General features: G+C 62.9%; 17 protein-coding genes and 4 pseudogenes. 3 read left to right on the top strand and 18 right to left on the bottom strand.

Annotation, left to right across the window (positions count from 1 at the left end):
* Nucleotides 1-43 precede the first annotated feature (43 nt).
* From AAID08_RS12275 to AAID08_RS12265, 3 genes and pseudogenes are all read right to left on the bottom strand, one after another.
* Nucleotides 44-670 (bottom strand): annotated as a pseudogene (locus AAID08_RS12275) (tyrosine-type recombinase/integrase).
* A 176-nt stretch (nucleotides 671-846) separates the two neighbouring features.
* Complete coding sequence (locus AAID08_RS12270; protein WP_395757688.1) at nucleotides 847-2,136, bottom strand: serine/threonine protein kinase; 1,290 nt, start codon at nucleotides 2,134-2,136, stop codon at nucleotides 847-849.
* A 25-nt stretch (nucleotides 2,137-2,161) separates the two neighbouring features.
* Nucleotides 2,162-2,824 carry a HEPN domain-containing protein gene (locus AAID08_RS12265; RefSeq protein WP_395757687.1) on the bottom strand — a complete coding sequence of 221 codons (663 nt, stop codon included), beginning with the start codon at nucleotides 2,822-2,824 and terminating at the stop codon, nucleotides 2,162-2,164.
* Nucleotides 2,825-3,123: 299 nt separating this feature from the next.
* Between AAID08_RS12265 and AAID08_RS12260 the strand changes: the two are divergent.
* Nucleotides 3,124-3,495, top strand: a pseudogene (locus tag AAID08_RS12260) (macro domain-containing protein); the annotation flags it as partial.
* 55 nt (nucleotides 3,496-3,550) lie between these two features.
* On the opposite strand, the gene AAID08_RS12255 reads toward AAID08_RS12260, so the two are convergent.
* On the bottom strand, nucleotides 3,551-4,801 hold the full coding sequence (locus tag AAID08_RS12255; RefSeq protein ID WP_395756634.1) for an IS256 family transposase: 1,251 nt from the start codon (nucleotides 4,799-4,801) through the stop codon (nucleotides 3,551-3,553).
* Nucleotides 4,802-4,859: 58 nt separating this feature from the next.
* Here AAID08_RS12255 and AAID08_RS12250 point away from each other — a divergent pair.
* Nucleotides 4,860-5,030, top strand: a pseudogene (locus AAID08_RS12250) (O-acetyl-ADP-ribose deacetylase); the annotation flags it as partial.
* Here AAID08_RS12250 and AAID08_RS12245 read toward each other — a convergent pair.
* The 8 genes and pseudogenes from AAID08_RS12245 to AAID08_RS12210 all read right to left on the bottom strand — a co-directional run.
* Nucleotides 4,997-5,429 (bottom strand): annotated as a pseudogene (locus AAID08_RS12245) (hypothetical protein); the annotation flags it as partial. The pseudogenes AAID08_RS12250 and AAID08_RS12245 overlap by 34 nt on opposite strands.
* A 71-nt stretch (nucleotides 5,430-5,500) precedes the next feature.
* Entirely contained in the window at nucleotides 5,501-6,052 is a 552-nt protein-coding gene (locus tag AAID08_RS12240; RefSeq protein ID WP_395757686.1) for a cytochrome b, read from the bottom strand.
* 25 nt (nucleotides 6,053-6,077) lie between these two features.
* Entirely contained in the window at nucleotides 6,078-7,055 is a 978-nt protein-coding gene (locus tag AAID08_RS12235) for a cation diffusion facilitator family transporter (protein ID WP_063580756.1), read from the bottom strand.
* Between the two features lie 124 nt (nucleotides 7,056-7,179).
* A complete protein-coding gene (locus AAID08_RS12230) occupies nucleotides 7,180-7,371 on the bottom strand; it encodes a hypothetical protein (RefSeq protein ID WP_064524525.1) in 192 nt (63 codons plus the stop codon).
* Nucleotides 7,372-7,634: 263 nt separating this feature from the next.
* Nucleotides 7,635-8,204 carry a cysteine hydrolase family protein gene (locus AAID08_RS12225; RefSeq protein ID WP_241076779.1) on the bottom strand — a complete coding sequence of 190 codons (570 nt, stop codon included), beginning with the start codon at nucleotides 8,202-8,204 and terminating at the stop codon, nucleotides 7,635-7,637.
* Between the two features lie 158 nt (nucleotides 8,205-8,362).
* On the bottom strand, nucleotides 8,363-9,985 hold the full coding sequence (locus AAID08_RS12220; RefSeq protein ID WP_395757685.1) for a methyl-accepting chemotaxis protein: 1,623 nt from the start codon (nucleotides 9,983-9,985) through the stop codon (nucleotides 8,363-8,365).
* Between the two features lie 243 nt (nucleotides 9,986-10,228).
* Nucleotides 10,229-10,564, bottom strand: coding sequence for a Rap1a/Tai family immunity protein (locus AAID08_RS12215; protein WP_244976895.1), 336 nt, complete (start codon nucleotides 10,562-10,564; stop codon nucleotides 10,229-10,231).
* A gap of 101 nt (nucleotides 10,565-10,665) precedes the next feature.
* Nucleotides 10,666-11,286 carry a hypothetical protein gene (locus AAID08_RS12210; protein WP_395757684.1) on the bottom strand — a complete coding sequence of 207 codons (621 nt, stop codon included), beginning with the start codon at nucleotides 11,284-11,286 and terminating at the stop codon, nucleotides 10,666-10,668.
* Between the two features lie 86 nt (nucleotides 11,287-11,372).
* Between AAID08_RS12210 and AAID08_RS12205 the strand changes: the two genes are divergently transcribed.
* Nucleotides 11,373-11,912, top strand: a complete 540-nt coding sequence (locus AAID08_RS12205; RefSeq protein ID WP_155755508.1) for a hypothetical protein — start codon at nucleotides 11,373-11,375, stop codon at nucleotides 11,910-11,912.
* 24 nt (nucleotides 11,913-11,936) lie between these two features.
* Here AAID08_RS12205 and AAID08_RS12200 read toward each other — a convergent pair whose 3' ends face one another.
* The 6 genes from AAID08_RS12200 to AAID08_RS12175 form a co-directional block, all read right to left on the bottom strand.
* On the bottom strand, nucleotides 11,937-12,761 hold the full coding sequence (locus AAID08_RS12200) for a hypothetical protein (RefSeq protein WP_241076781.1): 825 nt from the start codon (nucleotides 12,759-12,761) through the stop codon (nucleotides 11,937-11,939).
* 37 nt (nucleotides 12,762-12,798) lie between these two features.
* On the bottom strand, nucleotides 12,799-13,407 hold the full coding sequence (locus tag AAID08_RS12195) for an LON peptidase substrate-binding domain-containing protein (protein ID WP_054502769.1): 609 nt from the start codon (nucleotides 13,405-13,407) through the stop codon (nucleotides 12,799-12,801).
* A 9-nt stretch (nucleotides 13,408-13,416) separates the two neighbouring features.
* Entirely contained in the window at nucleotides 13,417-13,824 is a 408-nt protein-coding gene (locus AAID08_RS12190; protein WP_026384362.1) for a carboxymuconolactone decarboxylase family protein, read from the bottom strand.
* Between the two features lie 110 nt (nucleotides 13,825-13,934).
* Entirely contained in the window at nucleotides 13,935-15,428 is a 1,494-nt protein-coding gene (locus tag AAID08_RS12185; RefSeq protein WP_395757683.1) for a M81 family metallopeptidase, read from the bottom strand.
* Nucleotides 15,425-16,078, bottom strand: coding sequence for an ANTAR domain-containing response regulator (locus AAID08_RS12180; protein ID WP_082380490.1), 654 nt, complete (start codon nucleotides 16,076-16,078; stop codon nucleotides 15,425-15,427). The genes AAID08_RS12185 and AAID08_RS12180 overlap by 4 nt, the downstream gene beginning before the upstream one ends.
* Nucleotides 16,079-16,080: 2 nt before the next feature.
* On the bottom strand, nucleotides 16,081-17,241 hold the full coding sequence (locus tag AAID08_RS12175; protein WP_054502884.1) for a transporter substrate-binding domain-containing protein: 1,161 nt from the start codon (nucleotides 17,239-17,241) through the stop codon (nucleotides 16,081-16,083).
* Nucleotides 17,242-17,246 lie beyond the last annotated feature (5 nt).

Below are 17,246 nucleotides of genomic sequence, written 5' to 3'. Positions count from 1 at the left end.
TCCGAAGATGGCCGGCAAGCGTCCACTCGCCGGCCGGGATGCATCAAACCTCGGTTTGTTCAGCCATCTCAAGCGCATCGTCGACTTCGATGCCAAGGTAGCGAACTGTGCTTTCCAGCTTTGTATGCCCGAGCAGCAGTTGTACAGCCCGAAGATTCTTCGTCCGGCGGTAGATCAGCGAAGCTTTTGTACGGCGCATGGTGTGGGTGCCATATGCGGTATCGTCGAGGCCAATGGATGCGACCCAGCGATGCACAATACGGGCGTACTGCCGCGTCGACAGATGCGGCGACGTATGCAACCGGCTCGGAAACAGAAAGTCCGCCGCCTTTAGGACCCGCGCCTCGATCCATGCTTCAAGGCTCTCACGGGTTTGCTCCGTGATCTCGAATTGGACCGGACGCTGGGTCTTTTGTTGCATGACGGTGGCTCTCGCGGCCACGTGGCTCCCGTGACGGATGTCCTGCACCTGCAATCACGTGAAATCGCACGCTCGAAGCTTGCTATCGATTGCGAGATTGAACATTGCGAGTTCCCGGACGTTCGACGCCATCTTCAGTCTCGTTCGGATTGCCCAAATTTCTCCTAGCTTTAGAGGTGGCTTCTGCCCGGTGAGTTTGCCCTTGTTCCATGGCACACGACGGTCAACGGTGACATTCGCGGATTCCATGACAATCTCCTTTCGCGTAAAGGGAGATTCAGTGTGCTCCTACGGAGGGTCGCTATCCGACCCGATTCGGCCGTTCGAGATTTCATCAAGGTAACGGCTGCTTTTGAGTTGGTCAACCGCCGCCCAGTTGTCCAAATCACTCCGAGCGATGCCAGTTTAAATAGCACCGCCGCACACTATCGACCGAAAATATCGTTCAAGCCGCCAACGAATACATCTTTGATTTTTTGACGAAAAACATCACCAAAATCAGAGTTGATCATATCTGTACGCCAGATAATCTGAGGCTCACCCGTCCGATTTTCTGAAAAGACAGAGATGATGAGTTCATCAGCAACGATTTGAAAGTCAAACGCAGGGCGGAAACGCGGGTATGAAGTACCCGGAGTGTCAAAACCCATGTTGAGCCACGAGTGACGCGGTTCGGATTTATAGAATCCCGATTCTATCCCCGAGAGATGGCCTCCAACCTCTGCATCGACCTGGTTTCGGACAATGCGTATAACGTCAACAGCCGCATGTATCTTCGCGATATAAGTGCGGTTCTGCTCTGCACCCTGTGCCTCCAGCCTCTTTCTGATTTCTGAAAGGACCTCCTTGGTCGCCAGCGTCGGCTTATTTTCCATAATTCGTTTCAGCTCCTGCCTCAGTTCTCGCGCAGACTGGAATCTGCTATTCAACAGCGGGGAAAAACCACGGTCAAATAAAGCAAGCGTTGAAAGCGTCCAATCGTTGGCCACAGCGCGGATACTTTCAGATGCTCCTGGACGCTGGTGCGGTCGACGTCCGGTCTCGGACTCTTCTAACACGCTCGGACTTTTCCCCGTCAATACGTAAAAGAGAATTCCCACTACAAATGTAACGTCACTCCGTTGATCCCGTTTATTAGGACTGTCCGGTGCCAGCTCATTAAGCCTCAGGAAGCGGTTTCCGAGTTCTTGAGCATTATCAGTGGCATGGGCGCCGTCGTCTTGGGGCTGCCAAGCCAGTCCAAAGTCCACCAACACTGCATCCGCGGGCGCTCCGCCTCGGAGCAAAATATTATCCGGCTTTATGTCTCTGTGGACACCATCACGGGAATGATAGTACTCGACGATATCCAACAGACGATCTGCCATGGAGACAGCGTCCTGGAATGACATGGGTCCATTTCCTTCAATGAACTCACGCAACGTTGGACCTTGAACCAGTTCAGTTATCAGATAAAGCTTGTAGCTCGTTTCATCATAGTGAATCGAATTGCTTTCTATGAGCAATGGAATCCCCGGGTGTTTATACGTGGAAAGTGCCACCGCCTCCCGATACATGCGAGCGCGTCGCTCAGGGTCGTTTTGGCTCTTCAATACCTTCAAAAATGCCACATCACCCATGCGGGCCACGGGCCACGCCTCGCCTTGGCCGCCCTCTCTCTTTTCGCCCGTTGCTTGCCAACCGGCCAGCTTCCAAGTCCGCTGATCATTCCACACGTGGTGCACCGTTGCCTCGCCCATTCTAGTCGTAATGTTTAGTCATGAAGTCGCGTACGTCGCGCAACATTGATTCCACATCCGATTTCTCGAAATCGTCCCACTTGCCATGTGCAGCACTGTTCCGAAGATCGGCAATCGCGGTAATTCTTTTTTGCATGAGCTTTGAGTATTTTCCCTTCTTTGCCAATTCGGAATTCATCCAATCTAGCTTTGCTTTATCCGGTAATGTCACGTCGTTTGCCAGGCAGAGTTTTCGCAGGCCGTCCTCCAGGACGCTTCCAGCAAGGACAGCCGCCGGCTGAAAATAGCCTGCCTCCAATAGGTGCTCCGCTTGACCCAAGAACTCATCAAACACCTCTGCTTCGATAAGCGTCTTAATGCTGAAGATGCTGCCAGACTCGTAGTCGTCTTTCGCCGCAAGTAAAACCCCGAAAGCTTGATTAACATTCGCCCACTTAGGGTATTCCGGGAACTGCTCTTTGATGCGTTGATAGTGAGCGCTATTTTCACCTAGCACTCTGGATAGAAGATTAAGGCAACTTGTGAGCCATTGGTTTGCAAGTTGAACGTCAACGAAATCTCCGGTTAAAAAGCCGGGCGAAGGGGAGCGCCGAGTCGCTAGTACGCGTTTGCCAAACGCAACCAATTCGTCCAGGCGGGAAATAATTTTGGCGTCGACAGTCACGAAAACTTCCTCGTAATTCTGATTAGGGAATTCACACGCACGCGAGATGAGCGCAAAAAGCTAAATCATCCAGCAACGCGCGCCCCTCCAGATTCTACTCATTTTGCCGCCCATCGAATCCGACTGACCGCTTCCCGGTGCGAGGCAGTCGCTCCACCGTCCGTTATCCGAGCGCAGCGAACGACGCTTGTTGGCCGATTGCAGACTCTCCTGATCGTCTATCGCGGCGCGCTCGATGAAGGAGCTGGTGGTCTAATGCATGCAGAAAATCAATCTTCTCACGTCCAAGGAGCGTGAACATGCCTACCAACCTGCGAGCAATCCAATCGGATATTACGAAGCTTCACGTGGACGCTATCGTCAATGCCGCGAATTCCTCATTGCTTGGCGGCGGCGGGGTCGATGGCGCCATACACCGCGCCGCCGGCCCCGACCTGGTGCATGAATGCAGGCTGCTCGGTGGCTGCAAAACGGGCGATGCAAAAGCGACCAAAGCCTATCGTCTTTCCGCCCAATACATCATTCATACGGTGGGCCCTGTATGGCGGGGAGGCAACAATGGCGAACCGGCATTGCTGTCCAATTGCTATCGCCGGTGTATCGCGCTGGCGGAGGAAAGGGGTGCCGCCTCGATTGCGTTCCCAAGCATTAGCGGGAGTGTCAGTATTTTTGTGTTTAAGGCATTAAACGCCTGGCCGAGGATCGGTCAGGCTTGTTGATGCTATCTCAGCGATACGGGTCGGTGAAGCGTTCGGCATAAATGATGGCGAACTGGTTCATGGCGGTTTTCCAATCATGAGTGGCACCTCCCCAGGCCTCGGTAATGTTGCGCAGTACCAACCAGAGCAGCTTGGTGGCCGCCTCGTCGCTAGGGAAGTGGCCCCGGGTTTTGACCGCGCGCCGCAACTGCGCATTGATGCTCTCGATGGCGTTGGTGGTATAGATCACCTTGCGGATGGCCGGCGGGAACATAAAGAACGGGATCACGCGGTCCCAGGCCCGGCGCCAGGCATCCACGATCGGCGAGTAGCGTTGCCCCCACGGCCCCCGCTCGAACTCTGCCAGGGCCGCTAGTGCTGCCTCGACGGTCGGTGCGGTGTAAATGGGCTTGAGCGCCGCTGCCACGGTGCGCCGCTCCTTCCAACTGGCATAGTCCAGGCTGGCGCGGATAAGGTGCACGATGCAGGTCTGCAGCGTCGTGGCTGGGAACACCGCGTTCAGCGCCTGCTCCATGCCCTTCAAGCCGTCGGTGACCGCGATCAGGATGTCCTGCGTGCCGCGGGTCTTCAGTTCGTTGAACACCTTCATCCAGAACTTGGCGCCTTCGGTCTGCTCGATCCACAAGCCCAGGATGTCGCGCGTGCCGTCTGGCAGCACACCCAGCGCCAGGTACACCGCCTTGTTGCGCACCACCCCATCCTCGCGGATCTTGACTCGTAGAGCATCGAAGAACACCACCGGATACATCGTCTCCAGCGGCCGGGTCTGCCAGGCGGTGACCTCGTCCATGACTGCGTCGGTCACCGAGCTGATGAACTCCGGCGAGACCTCAGTGCCATACTGCTCGGCCAGGAACCCCTGGATCTCGCGCACCGTCATCCCGCGTGCGTACATCGCGATGATCTTGTCGTCGAACCCGGTAAAGCGACGTTCGTGCTTGGGGATCAGGATCGGGGCGAAGCTGCCGTCGCGGTCCCGGGGAATGTTCACGCGCAGCGGGCCGTCGTCGGTAAGCACCGTCTTGGGGCTCTTGCCATTGCGCTGGTTGGTCGCCTCCTCGGGGCGCTCCTGGCCCTGGGCATAGCCCAGGTGGTGTCCAAGCTCAGCCCCCAGGGCCCGCTCGATCAGCGCCTTCTTGAACGCCATCGACAGGTCCTGCACCGCCTCCGCGGTCATCGGGCCTTTAACGAATTGATCTACCAGGTCTGCCGGAATCGACGGCAACTCGCGCAGGGGAAGTCTCTTCTTTGTGGCCATACACATGCTCCTTGAGCGGTATGTTAGGCCTCAAACACAAAATTTATGACACTCCCGCATTAGCACCGGGATATACGGCTATCCCATCGAATTGGCGGCGCAGGTGGCTGTCAAAACCGTTCGTGAAAGCTTGTCAAAGGACTCATCCATTCAGGAGGTCATCTTCTGCTGCTTTTCGCAGGAAGACCTTCTTCACTATGAGAACATATTGAACGGGCCGCAGGCATGATGCGCCTGGACGACGCGGCGGCATGATTGGACGGCGGCAGCCCCCATCAATATCCCCTCCCCCGCCGATGCATTCCGCGCCTCAGCCCACGCCACCGTCAAATGCATCATCTTCTTCAACTGATCCCTTTCATCCGTCAGCCGCGCCAGCAACTCTCGTAACCGCGCCACCGCCGGCAAATCCGCGATATTTTCAATCGGAATATCCGGCACCGCCTCTTTCGGCGGCGGCGCCTTAGCCTGGCGCACTTCGCGCGCCGCCTGCTGCAATTCCTTTCCTGCCCCCCGCTACCGCAGCCGCCTGCCGCTCCTGCGGCAAGGTCGCGACTGCCCCCGCGGCGTTGATGGAGATCGCCCCATCCTCCCCGGCCCGCACCAGCTCCGGCGCGGCCGCTTTCTGAAACCACGGGACAGGGTTGAATAGAACTTGCTGGTACCCCGGGATCGCGCCTGCCCCCCGCCAGAAGAACCTCACCGCCTCCCCGGCAACATCCGCACCAACGTGTTATCCCGAAACACATAGTGATGCAGCAACGCCGCAGCAGCATGCAGCCCCACCAGGAAATACCCCACCGTAGCCAAGGTCTCATGCAGCTCCTTGACCTGATCCGCCAAGGCCTTATCCGGCCCCACAAGCGCCGGAACCTCCAACCCAAACAACGGAATCGCCTTCCCTCCCGCGCTGAGCGTCAGCCACCCCAGAATCGGCGTGACGATCATGAACGCATACAACGCGTAATGCATCACCCGTGAAAGCACATCCTGCCACCTCGGCATCGGCGGCCGCACGCCAGGCGCCGGGCCCGAAGCCACCCGGATAACCACCCGCAAAACCACCAGCCCGATCACACACAGCCCCAGCGAGAAATGCAGCGCCTTGACGTTGTTGTACAGATCGGTGCCTTTGGTGGCCAGCCCGCGCAATTCCATACAGGCGTAGACCAAAGCCAGGACCACGAGCATGAGCCAGTGCATGGCGATCACCAGGCCTGCGTACTGAGTATCGGTGTTCTTGATTTTCATGTTTCTTCCTTGTCGTCAAAACGCGCTACGGACAGCCTGGTTCGATAATCGCCCTGCCCTCGGCGCCCTGCGTGGGCGCGTCGGGAGGTCTCCAGGGATCAACATGGGTCATCACGTTCAAGACACGATGCCGCTGCATGACGCGTTGGCGCGCTTGCACGGCGATCTTGTGGCCTTCGTCGACGGTCAGCCCGGCGTCGATTTCCAGGTGAGCGTCAACGACGATCATATCCCCCATTTTTCGGGTGCGTAGATCGTGCACGCCTTGAATACCCGGCGTGTCCAGCAAGGTGCGCTGGATCGCGGCGGCCTCGCCTTCGTCGATGGCGCGGTCCAGCAGATCGTGCAGGGCGTCCCAGCCGAAGCTCCAACCCATTCGGGCCACCATGAAGCCCACGATGGCCGCGGCGATGGGATCCAGTATCGGGTAGCCCAGCAGGTTGCCGATGATGCCCAGGCCCACCACCAGCGACGACGCCGCATCGGAGCGCGCATGCCAGGCGTTGGCCACCAGCATGCTGGACTTCACGCGCTTGGCCACGGCAAGCATGTAGCGGAACAAGGCCTCTTTGATGACCAGGGCGGCACAGGCCACCCACAGCGCGACGAGGTGGACCTGCGGGATCGCGTCGGGCTGCTCCAGCTTGGTCACGGCGGACCACAGCATGCCGCCGCCGACCAGCAGCAACAAGACGCCCAGCGCCAGGGACGCCGCGGTCTCGTAGCGGTAGTGGCCGTAGTGGTGGTCCGCGTCGGCTGCTTTCTGGCCATGGCGGTTGGCCAGCAGCACGATAAAGTCGGCAATCAGATCGGAAGAGGAATGAATACCGTCCGCGATCAGGCCTTGGGACTTCGAGAAAATGCCGATGACGATCTGCGCGGTGGCGAGCACCACGTTCACGCCCACGCTCACCCAGGTGCTACGGGCGGCGGCGGCGGCGCGTTCGGCCGGGCTGTGTTCATCGTCCTCCGGGTCTTCCAGCGGAGGCGGAAAGGCTGTCATGGTTCATGCTCCCGTTCTTGCAATCTAGCCTTGCGGCATGCGGGCTGGAGCATAAGCACCGAACCCTGAACGGATGATGAACGTGGAGAAACCGGGCGCCGCCCCGGTCGCAACGAAGCCTGCCCTACGTTGCGCTCATCTCCTTCTCTTTCTCTTGCTCTTTCTTCATCTTTTCCTTGTCCTTTTTGGCGCCTTCGTGGTGCGACTTGATGGCGAGAAACATGCCCGTGCCCAACACGAGGATCTTGAACGTACCGAAGATTACAGGGACCCAAAAATTCATCATTTCCTCAAAACGCTGCTGCGGCAGCTGCATTTACTGCGCGTGGGCCGGGCAAAGCCAAACGGGCGATGGACGCGAGAACCACGAAACGTATCAGCCCGATTCAGCGCGGTGAGCGCCCTGCTCCCTACAAGCGTCAAATTCTACCGCCGAATCCATACAAACTCTTGAATGATTCTCTATGTATGTTTTTTATGAGCCAAAACATGGCTTAAAAATCCATACATTTGGGCCGCGCGGCGAAAAGCGGCGACTCGAACCGGGCATGGCGCGCCGCCCAGGGGCGGCAACTGCGTTCAGCGCAGAGCGCGTAACAGCGCATCCGCGGTGACGACGGTGCAGTACTCGCCGTCCAGGTTGGCGAGCGACATGGCGTGGACATCCTCGGCGCTTCGCGCCGCCCCATTCCAGTCGGTCCGCGCGAAGGTGAAACAGCCGTCGGCCACAAGCCACGCCTGCAAGCCAAGGTTGCCAGCCATGCGGACCGTCGCCTCGACGGAATTGTTCGTGATGACGCCCGCCACGACCAACGTGTCGTGGCCATGGGCGCGCAGCCGCTTTTCCAGGTCGGTGCCGATAAACGCGCTGTTCGTCTGCTTGGGAATGATCGCTTCCCCCGCGATGGGCGCTGTTTCCGGCTTGAAGGCATGCCCTGGCTGGCCCGGCCGATAGTGAGACGCGGGATCCGTGGAGTCATGCCGGACGTGCCAGACCGGCCACCCCTGGGCGCGCCAATGGGCGAGGAGCCGACCGACCTGGCGCTCGGCATCGGGATTGTTGCGCTCGCCCCAACTGGGATGGTCGATCGCGCACTGCAGATCGATCAGCAGAAGGACGGCGCCGCGTGGGGCAAGTGGGGAGCGCATGTGGACAGGCCGGGGATTTTCGAATCGTTTGGCGGGTCGAGACGGGGCCGAAAAGCCGAGCGACGCCGACTATACCGCAGGCCAACCACGGTCGCCGTGCGACGCTTCGGACGCGCCCAACGGCTTTGGGCGCGAAGTCCAGGGCCTTCGTCGGGCGATCAGGTCAACATCAGCGCGCCGCGCTCGCGCGGCCGGGCGCCGATGTCCTCGCGCCGCGCGGCATCCTCGCGCAAGCGGAACACACCGACCGCCCCCACCAATGCATGCGCCTGGTCCTGCATCGAGCCCGCCGCGGCCGCGGCTTCTTCGACCAGCGCGGCGTTCTGCTGGGTCACTTCGTCCATCTGCGACACCGCGCGGTTGACCTGCTCGATGCCGGTGGCCTGTTCCTGCGATGCCGCGGCGATCTCGCCCATGATGTCCGTCACGCGCTTGACCGAGGCGACCACCTCCTGCATGGTGGTGCCCGCGTTTTCCGCGTGGCCCGCGCCCTCGGCCACCTTGCTGACGGACGCTTCGATCAGCGTCTTGACCTCGCGCGCGGCCTGCGCGCTGCGTTGCGCCAACGACCGCACCTCGCCCGCGACCACCGCGAAGCCCTTGCCCTGCTCGCCCGCCCGGGCCGCTTCAACGGCGGCGTTCAGCGCCAGGATGTTGGTCTGGAATGCGATCCCGTCGATGACCGAGACAATCTCGGAAATCTTGCGCGAGCTGGCGGAAATATCGCCCATCGTGCTCACCACCGCCGACACGACGGCGCCGCCGCGCTGGGCGACTTCGGAGGCGCTTGCCGCCAGTTGATTGGCCTGGCGCGCGTTGTCGGCGTTCTGCTTGACGGTCGACGCCAGTTCTTCCATCGATGCGGCGGTTTCTTCCAGCGACGCGGCCTGTTCTTCGGTCCGGCTGGACAAGTCCGCGTTGCCGGCCGCGATCTGCCCCGCGGCGCTGGAGATGGTTTCGGACCCGGCGCGAATGGTGCGAACCGCGCCGGCCAGCTTGTCCTGCATATCGTGCAGCGCACGCAGCAACCGACCGGTTTCATCGCGGGTGACAGCGTGGATGGGTTGCCCCAGGTCGCCACGCGCCACGGTCTCCGCCACCGACACGGCCTGGGCAAGCGGCGCCGTGATCGACTTGGACACCCGCCACGCGAACAGGCCGCCCAGCACGACGGCCAGGCCCGACAGGATCAGGTTCAACATGCCCGCGTTGTCGATGACCTCCCGGCTGTCGGCGCTGGCGTCCGCCATCTCGGCCGCTTGAATCCGCGAAATCTCGATGATGTGGTCTTGCAGGCTGTCCAGAAGCGGAAGGGTCTCTTCCAGCAAGCGCTGGCGGGCGGCGTCGCGCTCGCCCCGCTTGAGGAGCGCGCCCACGCCCTGGAATGACTTCACGTAGCGGCCGCGCACGTCTTCCAATAGCCGCAGTCGCTGACGTTCGTCTTCGGTGCTGAACAACGGCCGCAGGGTCTCCAGCGCCTGGTCGATCACCTTCCGATTGGTGTCGATGCGGGCAAACAGCGCTTCAGCGGCGCGGGGATCGGTATTGACGATCAACTCGAGGTTCGCGCGCGCATTGGCGCGCGTCGTCACGTCAATCCTGTTGATGGCGCTTGCCTCGGCCCAAGTCTGTTCTGTGATCGCCCGGTTGATGCCGCCGATGTGGGACAGTTCGTATTGCGACAGGCCAGTGAGCGCCAGTAGCAGGACAAGTACGGTGCCGAAGCCCAGCGTCAGCCGGGTGCCAATGGAGAGGTTGCCAAGAGTGAGACGCGAGCGCATGAATTTGTATTACGACAAAGGGAAAACCCCTAGTTTAGATTTCATGTCACATATAGCAATGATTTTGTAATGGAAGTTTGCGATTTCGCATGGCGGGGCGGAATTTTCTGTGGCTGCCAGCCGCTTCGTTATTCGGGGCGGCCGCACGCCTTTTTGCTTTTTCCTACGCCCGTGCGGGCGGTAGAAGGCCCGCGGCCCTTCCCCGCTAAGTGTCGCCGGAAGGCGTATTCGCGGAAATGAACCCTACCGGCAAGCGAAAGACTGATGGAGCGCCTCGCTCACCAGCGGGCCGGCATTTTCCGCGAGACGGCTCGCCGGCAGCTTGGACAAGTAGCTGTACACCCTGTCTTTCAATTCGTGAGGAAGGACGCCGGTAGGGGCGCACCAGACCGTGCCTTGTGTCTGGTCGGCGATGCCGACGACGTAGGCCTGCGCATAGGAGGAAGCAAATTGGCGGCGAAGCGATGCATCGCGGAACTCCGAGGGCATCCGGCCTTCAAGGGCCGCGGCCAGCTCGGCGCCAGTGAAGTGCCAGGTCCTGGTTCCCTGCGCCTGGCAGACCGCGCAAGCGGACAGCATGATAACCAGTGGTAGCAATCGCATTGGAAATTCTGCCTCTTTGGCCCGCCTGGCGGCCCTGTCGTGTGTACGCGTTGTCCCTGCTGGACGCAGGTCCGGTCTCAGAGATGGTCGAGTTGATTGCGCGGGTGGAAATCCGGGTCCTCTTGGCCTTCCAGCATCGCGTCCACCATGGCCTCGAATGCGCCTGCGGCTTGGCCGAGTGCTTCGGACGCCAGGAATACGGAGCCGCCGTTTGCGGCGAGTTCCAGCGCCGCCACCGTTTTTCGTTCGTCTTCCTCGCCCCAGAGATAGTCGTGAACCACCGCAAGGCCACGGCCATCCGCCTCGAGAAAATCGGCCGCTCCGCGCGCTATCGAAAAAAAGACGATGAGGTCGTAGAGGTTTTCGGAATAGGTCAGCGAGCCTGCAACGAAGCGCGTTCCTGTACGATCGTAGGCCGCCACTTTGATGTTCTCGGCCTCCGCGGATGCCAGGATGGCCCCCAGGGCCGCGCGGTTGTCCGGATGGCGAGCCAGCATGGCGTCGCATTCCGCAATGAGCCTGCCCAGATCCTGATTGCTGGAGGCAGCCAGATCCTTGCCTTCGGAGAGATACCACTGGCCGCCGATGGAACGCCAGTCCGACCATCTTGTTGCCGCCGGCGCCGGGGCCGCGAGCCATCTGGCAAGATTCTCGCGGGGCATCTGGAGGTTGAGAAAGGCGGAATAGGGTTCGGACATGGCAGCCAACGATTCCTCAGGTTCTGATCAACTTTGCTTTTACCAAATAAGGGCTGTCAGGCCAATTCTCGACAAGATTGCAACCGATGAGCGACTCCCCGATCTACATCGTCGATCTCGATGTCACCCTTGAAGACGCGCCCGCCTTCGCCGACAGCGGCATGCGTTGGATGGAAGCAATGGGCATTGCTGTTCGTTCCACTATTGCCGAGGTCGCCTTTTCACCTGTCAGCCACGCGCCTGGCCCGGGCATCGCTCGATGGACCGATTGGGTAAACGAGCACAGCAATAACGGGATAGGGGCAATCGTGGGGCGCCGTGTCTACAACGCCGGACCGCAAAGCGTCGAGGGGCTGCGCTGCCCATGCTGCGCGGTAGAGCATGACGCAGCTTCTCTCCCTTGGAGAAAAATGATTTCCGCCTGGTATTCGGGCGAACGTGGCGCGCTCGAGTGCCCAAGCTGTCGACACTCGGACAGTATCAATCAATGGCGATTCTTGCCGCTCGCGTGGGGATTGGGAAACCTCGCGTTTGGGTTCGATGGTCCTGGCGTAGGGGACGCACTTGCCCTGGAACTGGGAAAAGTCCTGGGGCATAGGATGGTCGTCGTATTTGATAAGTTCTAGCCGCGAATAATTAACATGCGCCCGTCAATCGTCCCCTGCCTCCGCCGACGCATTCCTGGCCTCGGCCAGCGCCACCGTCAGATGCATCACCTTCTTCTTCAACTGATCCCGCTCGTCCGTCAGCCGCGCCAGCAACTCCCGTAACCGCGCCACCTCCGCCGGCAAATCCGCGATATTCTCGATCGGGATATCCGGCACCGCTTCTTTCGGCGGCGGCGCCTTGGCCTGGCGCACTTCGCGCGCCGCCTGCTGCAATTCCTTTCTGCCGCCCGCCACCGCCGCGGCCTGCCGCTCGGGCGGCAACGTCGCCACGGCCGCCGCGGCGTTGATGGAAATCGCCCCATCCTTCACCGCCCGCACCAGTTCCGGCGCGGCGGCTTTCTGGATCTTCTCGATCTGCCCCAGCGTGTTGCTGCTGATGCGCGCCTCGCGCGCCAGCGCCTGACGGCTCAGCGCGGCGGCCGGCGGGATGGGCGGCGGTTCAGGCGGCGGCGTGCTGCCGTCGTCTTCCCACGGCGGCACGCTGCGGGATTGCAGGATCTCCTTCTTGCGCAGCGCCAGCACCCCGCGCTGGAAGTCCGACACGCTGCGCCGGCCGAGGTGGTTCTCGATCATCCACAGGTGCACGTCGTCCATCGACTTGAACGAGGTGTTCTGGCGCGTTTCGAACGGAATGCCGTGCTTCATGCACAGCGCGTAGCGGTTGTGGCCGTCGATCAGCAGGTCGCCCCACAGCACCAATGCGTCGCGGCAGCCTTCGGCCAGCAGGCTGCGTTCGAGCGCCTCGCGCTCGTCGTCGGTCAAGGGGTCAATATAGGCGCGCAGGCCTTCGTCAATCCTGATATCCATGGTGTCCAAAAAACATTCAAGCGCCGCCCGCCGCTGGCTAGGCCTGCGGCCCTTCCAGCGCGATGCGCACGGCCTCCAGGCGAACGCGGGGGTCCGTCAGCGCCAGCAGCCGGGTCTTGTCGACCGCCGGCAGCGGCAGCAGTTCGCACCAGCGGTCGGCCACCCAGGCGCATTCATCCAGCCGGTACGGCGGCGCCACCGGCATGCGGTCGGCGGGCACGCCTTCCTGCTGCCATTGGGCCACCAGCCTCCCCAACGCGTCGGCGCAGGGTTGCAGCGGCGCCGGCACGGGCAGCGGCGGGTCGTCGGGGATGGGTTCGATTTCGCCCATCCAAAGACCGTATTTTGCCAGTTGGCTGGAGACCAGGCGGAAGCGGCTCGTCCCTACGCAGCGCAGTTGCAGCAAGGCGGGCATGGGCGCGTCCCAGGCGTCGACGCGGGCCAGGGTGCCGGTGTCGGCCAGGACCTCCTGGCCTTCGGGCGAGCGGACCTCGTTGCCGGACAGCAGCGCGACCACGCCGAACTCGGCGCCGTCGGCGATGCAGCGGCGGATCATGTCCAGGTAGCGCACTTCGAAGATGCGCAGGTGCAGCACGCCGGCGGGGAACAGCGCGTTCGACAGCGGGAACAGCGGAATGGTCGCCATGGCGGCGCCCTACTTCACGGTGAAGGCGTCGTCGACGGGCACCTGCATGGCGGTGACCAGCGCGTTGGTCTGGGCGGCCATGCCGATGACGGCGAGCAGTTCGGCGTGCTGGCCGTCGGTCATGCCCTTGGCGCGGGCGGCGGCGGTGTGGGAATGGATACAGTAGCTGCAGCCGTTGGCCGTCGATACCGCGATGTAGATCATCTCGCGCACCAGGGGCGGGATTTCCCCGTCGGCCATCATGACCTGCTTGAGCTGCTCCCAGACGCGCTTGAGCTGGGGCGGGTCGTTGGCCAGGGCGCGCCAGAAATTGTTGACGAAATCCGACTTGCGGGTGGCGCGGATGTCTTCGAACACCGCCCACGCCTCGGGGATCCTGCGCGCTTCTTCATCCGACAGCAGATGCACCGTAGCCATATGCCACTCCAACGGGTAAGGGGCCGGGCGGCGGCGTGCCGCCCGCGCAATGTCCCATTGAACTGGAAAGCCCGACGCGGTTCAAGGCGCGGGGCGACATCCGCCCCACCCTACGCCGACATCTGCGCCGGCTTGAACGGATCGAGCGGATAGCGCGGCCGGTTGCGCCGCTGGTAGGGGAATAGCGAGAAGTCCGAGCTGGTGACGCCGGGGCTGTCGCATTCGATCAGGGCGCACGAGATGGGCACGAACACCGGGCGGCAGTACATGCGCGACTTGACCAGGATGAAGCGGGCGGCGCGCGGGTCGATGCCCAGGCTCTCGAAAACGCCCAGGTCCCAGGGTTCGTGGGTGCGTTCGGTGATGACCAGTTGCGCGGCGCCGATGTCCAGCACGGCGCTGCGGCCCATGCAGGCGGTCTGGCCGGTGTAGGTGGGGCCGGTGATGACGTAGCTGCCGTCGGTGATGGCGCGCACCACGCCGGTCAGCGTCACCGGCGCGGCGGGCCGGCCGATGGCGGGGATGGGCAGCTTGTTGCCGACCGGCAGTTCGACCTGGGCGCCCTCCCCGGCCGCGATCATGGCGGCGACGGCTTCGGGGTCGCAGTACAGGCCGGCGACGATGCCCGTCAGGCCGGCGTCGACGGCGGCGACCAGCACGTCCATCGTGTCGCAGGTGCCGCCGGACATGCAGTTGTCGCCGTGGTCCAGCAGCAGCACGGGACGGTCGGCGCCGCGCGCCAGAGCGGCGGCGCGTTCGAGCGAGGCGGCCAGGGGTTCGGCTTCGTAGACGAAGCCGTCGCGGTCGTCCCAGATGGCGGCGGCCAGGCCCGCGGCGACGCGCTCGGCGGCCTCGGCGTCGCCGGCGGCGACCACCACCACGCTCAGGCACGGGTCGGGGATGTCGGCCAGGGCGAAGCCGGCCAGCACCGACACGGCCAGCATGCCGCCGGCCTCGGCGCCGCGCGCGGCCTGCACGGCGCGGCGCATGGCGCCTTCGGCGGTGTTGCTGCGCAGGGTGTGGCTCATGAGCGGCAGGCGGCGCCAGGCCAGGCGCGGGCGCGGGCCACCCGCGAGCCAGTCGAACAGGAGGCGGCCGGCGTGTTCGCCGGTTTCGTACATGTCGACGTGCGGGTAGGTCTTGAAGCTGACGATGACGTCGGCGTTGTCGATCATCTTCTGGGTGACGTTGCCGTGCAGGTCCAGGGCGACGGCGATCGGCACGCCGGGGGCTTGCTGGCGCAGGCGTTCGAGCAGGTCGCCTTCGCCGTCGTCGGTGGTTTCGACGGCCATGGCGCCGTGCAGGTCCAGCAGCAGCGCGTCGCAGCCGACGGCGGCGGCGACGATGCGGTCGCACAATTCACGATAGGCCTGGCCGTCGACGCGGCCGCTGGGGTAGGCGGTGGCGGATACCGGCGTGACCAGCGTGGCGCCCCGCGCTTCGGCCAGGTCGATGAAGGCGGACATGGCGGTGCGCTTGCCGTGGTTCTCTTCGTAGGCGGCGCGGTCGTAGGTGGGGCCGTCGTTGCCGAAGGCGGACAGCGGCGTGGGCACCGGCGAAAAGGTGTTGGTCTCGTGGTTCATGCGGGCGATCATGACTTTCATGCCTTGCCTCCGTTGTTGCTGTTGTTGTGCGGGTCGGGGCGCGCGCCGCCCAGGCCCAGTTTTTCCATGGCTTCGCTGGCCTCGACGATCATGGCGGCGACCTCGGCCACGCTGACCCGCAGGCCGGTGGCGCGGGTCCGCATGTGTTCGTAGGCGGCGCGCTCGTCCAGGCGCTGGTGGTCCATCAGCACGCGGATCGCCTTTTCGATCACGCGGCGCGCCTTGATGGTGCTTTCCAGCTTGTCGATCTTGTTCTGCTGGCGGTTCTGGAACTGCTTGGCCGAGCGCGCCAGCACCAGGGTGCTGAGGATGCCGGCCGAGCGGAACGGCCGCGTCAGCACGCCGTGGGCGTTGGTCTTGAGCAGTTGCTTCAAGGTGGTGGGGGTTTCGTATTCGGATAGCGCGATGAGGGTGGCGTCGACCTCGCTGGCGGACCAGGCGAACGAGTTCTGGCCGCATTGCGAGACCTGGAAGAACACCACGTCGGCGCCCGCCGGCGGTTTGTCGGGGAACGGCCAGACCAGGTGGATGCGGCAGCCGATGCGCTTGAGCTGTTCGACCAGCAGGTCGCGGTCTTCGCCGGGCGGATAGGCCACGGCGACGGCCACGCTGCGCAGGTCTTCGTAAAGGCGGCGGAGGCTATGGTCCATGATCACGCCAACCAGAACTCGTCCAGGCCGAAAGCCGTCAGGTAGGGGTCCGGCTTGACCGGTTCGCCGCTGGCCCAGACGATGTCGAAGCGGCCGTCGGCGCGGCAGACGCCGATGCGCGGGGTCAGCACGCTGTGGTTGTTTTCGGCCAGGATGGTCAGGCGGCCGCCGGGCGCGTCGAAACCCACCTGGTGCACCGCCTGCGCCAGCTTGCGCGTGTCCAGGCTGCCGGCGCGCTGCAGGGCGCGCGCGAACAGGTGCATCTGGCTGTAGCAGGCCTCGGCGTAGACGCTGGCCGGGCGGTCGCCGAAGCGGGCGCGCCAGCGGTCCAGGAAATGGGCGTTGGCGGGCGAATCGACGGTATTGAAGTAGGTGGCGGCGGTGATGTGGCCGGCGCACAGGGCCGGGCCGATCTCGGCCACCTCGGATTCGGCCATGGTGAGGCTGGCGATGGGGATGTGCGGCGCGCCCGGGTCGGCCTCGCAGGCGGCGTGGTAGCGGCGGTAGAAGCGCTGGGCATCGTCGCCGATCAGGGTCGAGAACACCACATCCGGCCTGATTCGGCGGATGTCGCGCACCACGTCGATGATCTCGCCTTCGTCGCAGCCCAGCGGCAGGTAGGTTTCGTCGAGGATCTCGCCGCCATGCTCCTCGACGGTGTCGCGCATGATGCGGTTGGTTTCGCGCGGATAGATGTAGTCGGCGCCCACCAGGAAGATGCGCTTGCCGCAGTGCTGGATCAGGTAGGCGGCCAGTTGCATGCTGCCCTGGTTGGGCGCGGCGCCGGTGTAGATGATGTTGGGCGAGTATTCGAAGCCTTCGTAGACCGAGGCATACCAGAGCAGCGCATTGTTGCGCTCGACCACCGGCAGCATGGCCTTGCGGCAGTGCGAGGTGCAGCCGCCGAAGATCACGTTGACCTCGTCGTCCAGCAGCAGCCGCGCGGCCAGGCGGCGGTATTCCTCGGCGTCGCTGCGCGGGTCGTAGACCACCGGTTCCAGCGGCCGGCCCAGCACGCCGCCGAGCGCGTTGATTTCCTCGACCGCCAGCACGGTGCCGAAGAAGTGCTGCGATTCGGTGGTGCCGGTCACGCCGCTGCGCGAATACAGCACGCCGATGCGCCATCCCGGCGTGGCGGCGTCCCTGTCAGTGCGGGAGGTCATAGGAG

The organism is Achromobacter sp. EB05 (genome assembly GCF_044232075.1).
Classification (GTDB): Bacteria; Pseudomonadota; Gammaproteobacteria; order Burkholderiales; family Burkholderiaceae_B; genus Achromobacter; species Achromobacter dolens.
Note: the sequence above shows the minus strand (reverse complement) of the source record. Positions and strands in the feature narration are given on the sequence as shown.

What these genes read in the sequence shown, in the direction of transcription:
- AAID08_RS12255 (WP_395756634.1), bottom strand. Translation starts at nt 4,801, where the DNA reads ATGGCCACAAAGAAGAGACTTCCCCTGCGCGAGTTGCCGTCGATTCCG.
- AAID08_RS12240 (WP_395757686.1), bottom strand. Translation starts at nt 6,052, where the DNA reads ATGAAAATCAAGAACACCGATACTCAGTACGCAGGCCTGGTGATCGCC.
- AAID08_RS12235 (WP_063580756.1), bottom strand. Translation starts at nt 7,055, where the DNA reads ATGACAGCCTTTCCGCCTCCGCTGGAAGACCCGGAGGACGATGAACAC.
- AAID08_RS12230 (WP_064524525.1), bottom strand. Translation starts at nt 7,371, where the DNA reads ATGCAGCTGCCGCAGCAGCGTTTTGAGGAAATGATGAATTTTTGGGTC.
- AAID08_RS12225 (WP_241076779.1), bottom strand. Translation starts at nt 8,204, where the DNA reads ATGCGCTCCCCACTTGCCCCACGCGGCGCCGTCCTTCTGCTGATCGAT.
- AAID08_RS12220 (WP_395757685.1), bottom strand. Translation starts at nt 9,985, where the DNA reads ATGCGCTCGCGTCTCACTCTTGGCAACCTCTCCATTGGCACCCGGCTG.
- AAID08_RS12215 (WP_244976895.1), bottom strand. Translation starts at nt 10,564, where the DNA reads ATGCTGTCCGCTTGCGCGGTCTGCCAGGCGCAGGGAACCAGGACCTGG.
- AAID08_RS12210 (WP_395757684.1), bottom strand. Translation starts at nt 11,286, where the DNA reads ATGTCCGAACCCTATTCCGCCTTTCTCAACCTCCAGATGCCCCGCGAG.
- AAID08_RS12205 (WP_155755508.1), top strand. Translation starts at nt 11,373, where the DNA reads ATGAGCGACTCCCCGATCTACATCGTCGATCTCGATGTCACCCTTGAA.
- AAID08_RS12200 (WP_241076781.1), bottom strand. Translation starts at nt 12,761, where the DNA reads ATGGATATCAGGATTGACGAAGGCCTGCGCGCCTATATTGACCCCTTG.
- AAID08_RS12195 (WP_054502769.1), bottom strand. Translation starts at nt 13,407, where the DNA reads ATGGCGACCATTCCGCTGTTCCCGCTGTCGAACGCGCTGTTCCCCGCC.
- AAID08_RS12190 (WP_026384362.1), bottom strand. Translation starts at nt 13,824, where the DNA reads ATGGCTACGGTGCATCTGCTGTCGGATGAAGAAGCGCGCAGGATCCCC.
- AAID08_RS12185 (WP_395757683.1), bottom strand. Translation starts at nt 15,428, where the DNA reads ATGAAAGTCATGATCGCCCGCATGAACCACGAGACCAACACCTTTTCG.
- AAID08_RS12180 (WP_082380490.1), bottom strand. Translation starts at nt 16,078, where the DNA reads ATGGACCATAGCCTCCGCCGCCTTTACGAAGACCTGCGCAGCGTGGCC.
- AAID08_RS12175 (WP_054502884.1), bottom strand. Translation starts at nt 17,241, where the DNA reads ATGACCTCCCGCACTGACAGGGACGCCGCCACGCCGGGATGGCGCATC.